A 9,980-nucleotide genomic window follows, 5' to 3' on the forward strand; every position below is an offset into this window, starting at 1 on the left:
AATAAAAAAACGATTAAAAGATACTATTATTCCAACTGCTATTTTACTTGCAGGAGTGGGCTTGCTTCTTATTAATATCATAGGGTCCATTGCAAGTGTCTTTATCGCTGGTGCTCTCATAGGGTTTGGCCTTTCTTTGTTAATGCCAACAGCTATGTTCATCGCTTCTTCTGCTGTAACACCTGAAATGAGCGCTAATGCTATTTCATTAATAAATGGAGCTTCTAATATCGGCATGTTCGTTTCTCCATTTATACTAAACCCAATTGTCAATAATTTTGGTGGTGGAGAAAGTTTTAAATTCTTATTATGTGGTACTGCATTAATCATACTAAGTATTGTAGCTTTTGTAGGACGATCAAAATTTAATACAAGCGTTGACGCAAAGTAATATGAAATAAAATCAAGATAAATAATAGCAAATATTATTTTCTATAAGTACATAGTATTCTAATTTAAAAAGGGCAGAATATGATTCTGCCCTTTCTTCGGTTCGCCCAGCATGGGCGTAATCTAATCGGTGGAAGACCGTAGTGTGCCCTGATAGTGGGAAACACATAGCCAATGACAAGGGTGTCCATCGTGAGGTGGAATCTGAAGGAAGTCGGATGGCAAACCTCTGGTCTGACGGACAGAAATCACATAGAAGGCATGGTATATCGGGTAAGGTTGCCGAACAAACTGAAGCCCAATAACTATTCGAAGATATACTGTGTAAATGTGGCAGATAGATGGAGGGAAAGATTACGCATCTTAACTGGGGAGGTCTGTACGATATGCTATGCATAGTGATAAATGTTTTCGCTACTTAGTAACCTTTATCGGGAGATAAAATTGAACGTACAGAAGTCAGTTCGAGTCGTAGTATCGAAGAAGCCTATGAAAATAGATGGAGAAAAGGACTCGACGGTTGAGATAAGACAGATGTCACTTACTTGAAACATGAAAATAGCAGTTGCTCGAAAGAGGTTACTTACTTGAAAATAGATTGGAAATCGAAGATAGACAGTAAGAACGCTTAGTGCAGATAGATAGGTGATACAAGGCATAGGCACATCTTATCCTCAACTGAACCGCCGTGTACCGAACGGTACGCACGGTGGTGTGAGAGGACGGGGGTTAGTCACCCCCTCCTACTCGATTACTGTAATAGGGAACTCCTATTTTTGACCTAGCTCTTGCCCAGTCATCTTGAGCGCAAGCGACACCCACATGCTAGTGACTAAAGCAACTCTCTTCTTAAATCTTCTCCTGACTTCGGAGATAAGTAGCTAAATGGAATATCTAATACACTGCGAGCTCCAGTATGACCTTCCTTAGATAGTCTATAAACTGCTCTTGCATAAGCTACTAGCACACTTGAAGTAAACTCTGGATTGCTATTTAGGCTTAAACTAAATTCCATTCTCTGATTTGTACCATTTCCAGTAACCCCTGTGCGTATTACAAACCCCCCATGAGGCATGCCTTTATGATTTTTTTGCATCTCATCCTCAGTTATAAAATGTACTGTGGTATCGTAGTCTGCAAAGTAATTTGGCATGTTCACAATCTCATTTGTTATTTTGTCTAAATCAGCTCCATCTTCTGGGACGATATAACAGATCCTCTCGTGTTTTTCTCTAGGAGAAAACTCTACATTTTTTCCAGTACGTACCATATCTATAGCGCTCTCAATAGGAACTGTGTACTGCACGCCATCTTTAACGCCTTCTACTCTTCTAATAGCATCTGAATGTCCTTGACTTACACCTTTTCCCCAGAAAGTATAATCTTTTCCATTTGGGAGTACCGCCTGTCCTAAAAGGCGATTTAAAGAAAATAATCCTGGATCCCAACCAACAGATATTAGGCTAAGTTTGCTAGAGTTTTTTGCAACAGAATCTAATTTGTTGAAATACTCTGGTATTTTTCCGTGATTATCAAAACTGTCTACCGTATTAAAGAGCTCTGCAAGTTGTGGTGTCTGTTGTGGTAAATCTGTAGCTGAGCCACCGCAAAGAATCATTACATCAATTTTTCCAATATAATTTGCTATATCAGAAATATGAACTGCTTTTGAAGTAGTTTTAAAATTTTCTGGATCTCTTCTTGTGAAAATAGCTTCTAAGGAAAAATCTGGATTTTGCCCCAAAGCTAATTCTACACCTTTGCCAAGGTTTCCGTATCCTACAATACCTATTCTAATCTTATCGCTCATCTGTTTTCCTGGCCTAAAGCCAAGTTCCTCCTTCTTTATTCTGTATTTTAGTCTGATAATAAAATTATCAGTTTAAAGCTATGCTTGTCAAGTAATTCTGAAAGGGGCATAAGAAACATTAGAAAGAAACTTTTTTATATTTAACATAGAAACTATTATACTATGCAAAAAAACATTAGACTATGAAGTATTCGCCTGATTTGCTATGACGATTTGCTATGACTTACCTATTTATCCTTGACTTGTATATACAAATTATGCTAATATAAATTAATAGTAAAGCTCTGATTTATTTAATCTAAGGTATATTAATATGTACTAGGATTGTGTAAACGTTAGGGTGTATTTAGAAATGAATACGCCTTCCAATGTGAAAAGGAGATTTTTTAAAATAATAGCGGTAGCATGCTCATTTTTTGATACTCCTTTTTTAAGGAGTTTTTTTTGCGTGTAACAATGAGCAAAAACGTCTATTGAGAATAGACAAGGTAACACAAAAAATTATAAGGGAGATACAAATATGAAAAAAGTTTTTCTAATCGTTTTATGCTTTTTAATGGCGTTTAGTATGGTAGCTTGTAATAATGCCAAAGAAACAGCAGGAAATAATCAAGCTACTCAAAAGCAAGAAACAAATGAAGCAGAAACTAGAATCGTATTAGATGCTAGTGGAAATGAAGTGGAAATCGCAAAAGATGTAAAGAAAGTAGTTAACTTATGGAATTCAGCCAATGAAATTATCGTCCAATTAGGCGCTAGAGACATTATGGTAGGAGGGTCTTCTTTCCTACAAAGCCGACCTTGGATGACTCACATTTTCCCAGGTGCGAAAGATGTTGAGGTGATCTCTGATGGTCAAACAGCTAATGTAGAAAAGATTTTAGAAATCGACCCAGATGTGATTATTTCTGTAGCGGGCAGAGCAGATGCTCTAAAAGAAATCGGAGAACCAGTTGTAGAGTTAACTGGAGGAAAATCAGCAGATGAGTTAATGGAACAAATGAGCATTGTTGCCAAAGCTTTAGGGTCAGAATACGAAGAAAATGCAGAAGCTTTCTTTACGTATTTTAATAAAAATTTAGATTTAGTTGAAAAAGTAGCTGCAACAGTTCCTCAAGAAGAGAAAATAGTGGTTCTTCATGGTACTACGTCCACTACAACTATTGACGATAGTGTAGTGGGAAGTCTCCTTAAGACAGCTAATGTTACAAATGCTTTTGCAGGTAGTGAAGCACCTGAAATATCCTATGAACAAATTATTGCTGCAGATCCTGACGTAATTATTGTAGCACAAGGAAATCATGCAGAATATGAAAAATTTATGACAGATCCATTGTATAAAGATGTATCAGCAGTAAAAAACAATCGGGTACATATCAACCCAGCAGGGATGTTTTATTGGGATGCATTTAGTGGAGAAATGTCTTTAGAAATATTATGGATGGCAAAAACATCCTACCCAGATTATTTTAAAGACGTAGATTTAGAGGAAGAGACAAAATACTTTTATAAGACATTTTTAGATTATGAGATGACAGATGAAGAAGTTCAATATTTATATGAAGGAAAAGGACCAAATGGAGAATGGCAGGATTCAGGAAAAAAGAGCAAATAAAATAGAAGCTACAGATAAAAGCAATATGTATATATTGCTTTTATCTGTAGCAGCAGTAATCATCTTTATATTTTCATTGGGCTTAGGTCAATTTGAAATCTCTTTTATAGATACCATTAAAATTGTGTTGTCGCCCTTCTTTCCTATTGAGCAGACATGGGATGCTACTATGAGTAAGATCGTATTAGAGATAAGACTACCAAGGCTAATAGCATGCGTCCTGGTAGGCGGGGGCTTAGGTTTGTCTGGCGCTATTTATCAAGGTATTTTTAGAAATCCTTTAGTCTCCCAAGATATGTTAGGGGTTTCTAATGGCGCTGCTGTAATGGCGGCACTGGCTATTACATTAGGGTATACAGACTACGCCGTACAGGTAGCAGCCTTTATAGGTGGAATTATCGCAATATTGTTAGTCTTAGGGATTACTGCTCTCATCCGTAATAGTAGCTCATTAGTATTGATATTAGCTGGGATCATCGTTAGCGGATTTGCTTCTTCTCTGCTCACTTTGATTAAATATCTAGCAGATGCAGAGGTTACTTTGGCAAATATTACCTATTGGTTAATGGGTAGTTTATCAAATGTAGTTTTTCCAGATTTAAGAACTGTTTATTTGCCAATGATCCTTTGTATTATTGTTTTGCTTTGTATTAGATGGTATATCAATATTCTTTCCCTAGGTGACAATGAGGCCATGAGTTTAGGGGTAAATGCCAAAGGCATAAGAATGCTATGTATTATTACTACGACTATCTTAATTGCGTCAGCAGTTTGCATATCAGGGACCATAAGCTGGTTTGGATTAGTAATCCCACATTTATCACGACTAGTTGTGGGAGACAATCACACCAAATTAGTTCCTATGTCCTTTGTAATGGGCGTAGTAATTATGATGTTAGTAGATAATGTAGCAAGAACTTTGTCCGTTACAGAAATACCTTTAAGCGTAATTACGGGAATAGTTGGCGTACCCATATTTACATTACTTTTAATAAAACAGAGAGTGGATAAAAATGATTTTAGAAGTTAAAGACTTAGCATATAAGTATCCTAAAGTAAAAGAAGAAACCATTAAAGATATAAACTTTAGCTTGCAAAAGGGACAAATTATGTGCATTCTAGGTCCTAATGGTTCAGGTAAGACTACACTGCTTAATTGCCTAGCAAATCTTATCACGCCTAGTAAAGGGATGATTAAGGTGGCAGGTAAGTCTATAAGGAGTATAGGTAGGAGAGAAGCAGCAAAGGAGATTGGATATGTACCTCAATTTCACAATGCAGTATATGCTTATACAGTACGTGAATTTGTGACCATGGGGCGTACTCCCTATTTAGATATACTAGGTACTCCCAAAAAGAAAGATATAGAAATAGCCGATGAAGCAGTAAGCAAGATGAAAATTGAACATTTAGCTCATAAAAAATACACCAATTTAAGCGGCGGAGAAAAGCAACAAGCCATGATTGCACGGATTTTAGTTCAAAATCCAAAGATTATTATGCTAGATGAACCTACTAACCATTTAGACTATGGAAATCAAATTAGAACATTAAAAATGATCAAAGAGTTATCACAGCAAGGATATACTATCATTATGACTACTCATAATCCAGATCACGCTCTTATGTTAGAAGATAAAGCGGCAATTGTCGACTATGGTAGCAGATTTATATATGGAGATTCAAAAGACATTCTAACACAAGATAATCTAAGTAAGATATACGGTTTAAACTTAGAAATGATTTATATTAAGGAAAGAGATAAGAAGATTTGTATTACATCTATATAGATTCTTATTAAAATAAAAAAAGATGGTGAGTAGAATGAATAGTTTAGTCAATTGGAGTGCTATCCAAGAATTAAATGCAAGAAGCCTACCTGGTGGCACGTTAAGTGAAAAAGGCGCTAATGAGATGTGGAGTAGAGTAGCGAAAATGTACGATTTTATGGCAGGCCTAGAGAGACAGTACACTCTTAACCAAGTAAATGCTATGAAATTAGATAAAGAGGATTCAGTCATCGATATTGGTTGCGGTGTAGGTCGTTTGACAGTACCTATTGCTCAGCGAGTGGGAAGAGTAACGGCATTAGATGTAGCAGACAAGATGCTAGAAATATGCAAAGTCAATGTAGAAAAAGCAGGATTAGATAATGTGAGTTACAAGAAATTAGATTGGAATGGAGTAAATCCAAATACATCTATAGAAAAACATCATATAGCCTTTGCATCAAGATCTGTTGGTTTAAAAGATATTATTAAATTAAATAATACAGCTACAAAATATGCTTACCTTTTAAGTTTTACAGGATATCCTTCTTTACGAGATGTTCAAATGGAAATGCTCACAGGAATTAGGGGTATCAAAAAGAGAGAAGTAAATGAAGAACAGAGTAGAATGTTTGGATACAATATTACATTTAATTTACTCTATGATTTGGGTATCGATCCAATGGTACAAGTGGTAGAAGACGGATTTGAAAGAACTTATGAGAGCAAGGAAGAAGCATACGATGACTTAAGGCAAGTCACAGTAGAATTAGGTGAGAACGCGGATTTAACAGATGAAGAAGAAAATCTATTTCAGCAAAATGTGGATGAGTACATTACATATATAGATGGCAAGTACCGCTTCTTGAGAAATACGAAGACATTTGTTATAGGGTGGAAACCTATAACACTATAGAAATATAAAAAGATTATGCTTTAGGAAAAAAATAGTTCCTTTCTGCTAAGAATCTATAAGCGATTCAAATCAGAAAGGAGCTATTTTTATTATAGATTATATGTATTCCACTTAATACCACCCAAGTAGTTAAGGTTTAACATTAAGGCTAAATACCTTGTAACTGCTAGCTTACATGCTTAGTTAAAGTATAAGATGAGCTTAAAAAAGTTTGATATTTATATTTACAACTATTTTTTAATAAATCCACCAAACATGGACGTAATATCATTGACAGTAATATACGCACTAGGAGCGATGTATTTAATGGTTTTAATAGCAGCAGGGATTTGTTTCCTTTTAAGTTGAATAAACAAAAGACTTTTCCAGCTGTCGTTTTTCCCTTTTCCATCAATAATAGTAACCCCATAGCCATCTTCACGAAGTGCTTCAGCTAGAGTGCTTCCTGTTTCCTCACCGACGACAACCTGAATGGATGCAAGACCAAGGGCTATTTTAGACTCTATATAGAGCCCTAAGTAATTGCCCAGCGCAAAACCTAATGCATATGCAAATATTTTAAAAGGATCTTCTGTAATATTGTTAAGGACAGAGCTTACAACTAGTAACCAAATCAATATTTCAATAAATCCCAGAATAGTACCCTTTACTCTTTCACCTTTATTATTATAGACCAGTCGGATTGTCGAAATGGAAACTTCAACAATCTTCGCAATAAATATAGTAATGTATAGAGCTAGACCTTCTAAACTCATTAAAAATTCCATGATACACCTCTTATTATTTGTTATTGACATTCTACTTCATTTAGATACTTTATGCAAAAAACAATTCCAGGGGAAGATATAGAATATACACTTAACTATATGTTCGTATTAAAGTTTAACATGAACTAGAAAACTATTGAATATACAGGGTTTGCATTTCACTTAAAGTACTTCATGAACATAAGACTTAAATACTATAAAGCTGGTCGCTAAAGTATGTCGGCACTTTATGATATTGCTGTGGAAATATCTAAATTTCTACATAAAAAGCTTAAATACATCTTTGAAAAGAAGGTTATTTTGATTTGGTGTGGAATGAATAAGATAAGGATATAAGAAATAATAGCTCTAAGAAGAGGTTAATGCTTTAATATGTTTTTGTTGTGGTAGAATAATGTATAAGAACAAATTAAGAGGAAATAAGTGGATTTTTTTAAGAATCTTTGATGGAGCAACTTGCATCTTAAATAGTCGTATTTAAAAACCAATATGAAGTTTAAAAACAAAATACAATAGTATTATGACAACAATATAGAGCAAATTAATGATATATGATAATAGTTAGAAAGGAAGAAAAAAATGTACAAACCAAGGTATACTGGATATTTTTGTGATGTTCCTGGTTTTGCCCTCGGTCATGCTATGGATTACGAGGGTATGACAGGGGTAACTGTAATACGTCCTCTTAATAAGGCTACAGCGTCTATTGACGTTCGAGGAGCGTCACCTGGTACGAGAGAAACAGATCTTTTATGTGCTGAGAAGAGTGTGGGAGAAGTCCATGGGATTTTTCTTGCGGGAGGATCTGCCTTTGGACTTGCTTGCGCAGATGGAATTATGGATTATCTCCGAAGCCAAGATACAGGTTATGATACTGGCGTAACAAAGGTTCCCATTGTTCCTGGATGCGTAATTTTTGATTTAGCCATTGGCTCACCCCTTGCATATCCTAATGGCAATATGGGAGCGGAAGCTATACGTGCTGCTACAACAAGTGATAGATCAATGGGAAATATCGGCGCAGGAACTGGAGCTACTGTCGGAAAAGTAAATGGCATGGTGTCTGCTATGAAGTCTGGTTTAGGACAGGCTAGCCTTCAGTACGGTGATGTTATTGTGTCCTGTGTCATTGCTGTCAATGCTTTTGGAGATGTCTATGATCCATTTTGCCAAAATGAAATCCTGGCTGGACCTGTGGATATATCCAACAAGAAAATAAAGCCCACCATTGATGTCTTTAAAGACATGGAAAGGGAGGCATCTAAAGTTGGAGGGCAATTAATGAATACTACAATAGGTTGCATAGCTACAAATGCCCATCTAAACAAGTCAGAGTGTCTTCGAATATCACAGATGGCACATGATGGAATGGCAAGGGCAATTAATCCAGTACATACTAATCTTGATGGTGATGCTCTCTTTACTATTTCTAGCGGAGATAAGGAAATTGACATGAACATTTTAGGGGCACTAGCAGCAGAAGTAGTAGCTAAGGCAATTGTAAATGCTGTTGTAACTAGTGAAGGGATAAAAGGGCTTTACTGCTATCATGATCTACAAGTGGCTCCGGCATTTTAGCTCTCACCAATCAGTCGCCAGCTACCAGTGCTAGGGTCAAGTCTCTTGGGTCAGAGATGTAAGCCTTGTATATAAAGCTGACTTAAATAATGGCTAAGTTAAAAAACAGAACGTTTCTAATATATATAAATATGTAAAGAGCACGAGAAACCTCGTGCTCTATTGATCTACTAGGAAAGTCCTGCTTTTGAGCCTAACTTCTACCCAGTCATCTTGAGCGCAAGTGAAAGATCTTGACCCCAAAATACTGGTGGCTGGTCGCTATTATTACAAATAGTATTCCGTACAATCTGGAGCTTTTAATTCAAATTCGCTAAAAACTTTATCTCGAATCTTTAGAAAATCTATACTGGTTCGATCTCTTTTTCTTGCTAAAGGCACCTTTAAGATGCTTTTGACTTTGCCTGGATAAGGGGTCATGATGACGATGCGGTCTGCTAGAAAAACAGCCTCTTCGATATCATGTGTGACAAAGATAATGGTCTTCTTTTTTTCGCTCCATATCCTTTGAATTTCATCTTGAATGCCCATTCGTGTCATGGCGTCTAATGCGCCAAAGGGCTCATCCATAAGTAAAATGTCAGGGTCTGCTGCTAATGCCCTTGCAATGGCAACTCGTTGTTGCATACCTCCAGAGAGCTCACTTGGATGATGTTTTGAAAAGTCTGTTAAGCCCACTAAGCTTAGATATTCTTCAGCGATAGTTTTTCGCTCTTCTTTAGAGATTTTTTTTGCTTCTAGTCCTAGTTCCACATTTTTAATAACGCTTCTCCAGGGAAGTAAACCGTAATTTTGAAATATGGTGATTCGGTCAACAGATGGTTTATCTACTAATTCTCCATCAATAAGGATTTTACCAGTAGTGGGTTTGCTAAAACCTCCAATGAGGTTTAAAAGAGTGGTCTTTCCACAGCCACTAGGTCCTAATAAACAAATGAATTCACCTTTTTTAATAGATAAATCCACTTTATCTAGAGCGAGGCTTTGGGTTTTATCGTTTCTAGGATAGTTTTTAGTAACCCCTTCTATGGTAATAAAGGATTCATTATTTTGATCCATTTTGAACACCCCACTTACTCTCTATGTTTTTTTCTACTTTTTTAATAATCATATCTAAAATAAGGCCAGATAAGCC

Annotated in this window: 9 protein-coding genes and 1 riboswitch; of the genes, 6 read left to right on the plus strand and 3 right to left on the minus strand. The window is 36.1% G+C overall.

Annotation, left to right across the window (positions count from 1 at the left end):
- A partial coding sequence (locus tag Q7P22_RS02525; protein WP_369695477.1) for an MFS transporter occupies positions 1-391 on the plus strand: 391 nt, incomplete at its 5' end.
- 831 nt (positions 392-1,222) lie between these two features.
- Here Q7P22_RS02525 and Q7P22_RS02530 read toward each other — a convergent pair.
- On the minus strand, positions 1,223-2,200 hold the full coding sequence (locus Q7P22_RS02530) for a diaminopimelate dehydrogenase (RefSeq protein ID WP_303860233.1): 978 nt from the start codon (positions 2,198-2,200) through the stop codon (positions 1,223-1,225).
- A gap of 270 nt (positions 2,201-2,470) precedes the next feature.
- Positions 2,471-2,597, plus strand: a riboswitch (molybdenum cofactor riboswitch).
- A gap of 123 nt (positions 2,598-2,720) precedes the next feature.
- On the opposite strand from Q7P22_RS02530, the gene Q7P22_RS02535 reads away from it, so the two are divergent.
- Genes Q7P22_RS02535 through Q7P22_RS02550 form a run of 4 tightly spaced genes read left to right on the plus strand, consistent with a single transcriptional unit; the run spans position 2,721 to position 6,500 of the window.
- Positions 2,721-3,815, plus strand: a complete 1,095-nt coding sequence (locus Q7P22_RS02535) for an ABC transporter substrate-binding protein (RefSeq protein ID WP_303860235.1) — start codon at positions 2,721-2,723, stop codon at positions 3,813-3,815.
- Positions 3,778-4,845: an iron ABC transporter permease gene (locus Q7P22_RS02540; protein ID WP_303860238.1), complete on the plus strand. Its 1,068-nt coding sequence runs from the start codon at positions 3,778-3,780 to the stop codon at positions 4,843-4,845. The genes Q7P22_RS02535 and Q7P22_RS02540 overlap by 38 nt, the downstream gene beginning before the upstream one ends.
- Positions 4,829-5,605 carry an ABC transporter ATP-binding protein gene (locus tag Q7P22_RS02545; RefSeq protein WP_303860240.1) on the plus strand — a complete coding sequence of 259 codons (777 nt, stop codon included), beginning with the start codon at positions 4,829-4,831 and terminating at the stop codon, positions 5,603-5,605. Before Q7P22_RS02540 ends, Q7P22_RS02545 begins: the two co-directional genes overlap by 17 nt.
- Positions 5,606-5,639: 34 nt before the next feature.
- Entirely contained in the window at positions 5,640-6,500 is an 861-nt protein-coding gene (locus Q7P22_RS02550; RefSeq protein WP_303860242.1) for a class I SAM-dependent methyltransferase, read from the plus strand.
- Positions 6,501-6,730: 230 nt separating this feature from the next.
- Here the strand turns inward: Q7P22_RS02550 and Q7P22_RS02555 are convergent, their stop codons facing one another.
- Positions 6,731-7,267 (minus strand): DUF2179 domain-containing protein, encoded by a 537-nt coding sequence (locus Q7P22_RS02555; protein WP_170128212.1) that lies wholly within the window; start codon positions 7,265-7,267, stop codon positions 6,731-6,733.
- 579 nt (positions 7,268-7,846) lie between these two features.
- On the opposite strand from Q7P22_RS02555, the gene Q7P22_RS02560 reads away from it, so the two are divergent.
- Complete coding sequence (locus tag Q7P22_RS02560) at positions 7,847-8,845, plus strand: P1 family peptidase (RefSeq protein WP_303860248.1); 999 nt, start codon at positions 7,847-7,849, stop codon at positions 8,843-8,845.
- Between the two features lie 267 nt (positions 8,846-9,112).
- Here Q7P22_RS02560 and Q7P22_RS02565 read toward each other — a convergent pair whose 3' ends face one another.
- Positions 9,113-9,904, minus strand: a complete 792-nt coding sequence (locus tag Q7P22_RS02565; protein ID WP_113920423.1) for an ABC transporter ATP-binding protein — start codon at positions 9,902-9,904, stop codon at positions 9,113-9,115.
- Positions 9,905-9,980 lie beyond the last annotated feature (76 nt).

Origin of the sequence: Alkalibaculum bacchi (assembly GCF_937875145.1) — a bacterium.
GTDB lineage: Bacteria > Bacillota > Clostridia > Eubacteriales > Alkalibacteraceae > Alkalibaculum > Alkalibaculum bacchi_A.